1 pseudogene is annotated in these 243 nt (G+C 36.2%); it reads right to left on the bottom strand.

The features are described 5' to 3' along the window. Window positions 1-243: pseudogene (locus tag HUK49_RS10980) on the bottom strand (helix-turn-helix domain-containing protein); the annotation flags it as partial.

Here is a 243-nt window from a genome sequence, read left to right as displayed (position 1 = left end):
TCTGCAGCCGCTTTATAGTTATTGTTATGTTCAATTGTCCATCGGACAATCTGCCTCTTTTCATCAAAGGTTACTTTTCGTCCCATTTTTCTGACTCGCTTTCTCGTTGTCTGATTAACTCGGAGTTTGTCATTATTGTAACTGATAACCCATTGATGTAGTTGAGAAATATTTCTAATTTGATACTGCTGGAGAATTGCTTGATTAGTATACTTGCCAGAAAGATAAGCTTTTACAGCAGTT

Origin of the sequence: Limosilactobacillus portuensis (assembly GCF_014838735.1) — a bacterium.
GTDB lineage: Bacteria > Bacillota > Bacilli > Lactobacillales > Lactobacillaceae > Limosilactobacillus > Limosilactobacillus portuensis.
Note: the sequence above shows the minus strand (reverse complement) of the source record. Positions and strands in the feature narration are given on the sequence as shown.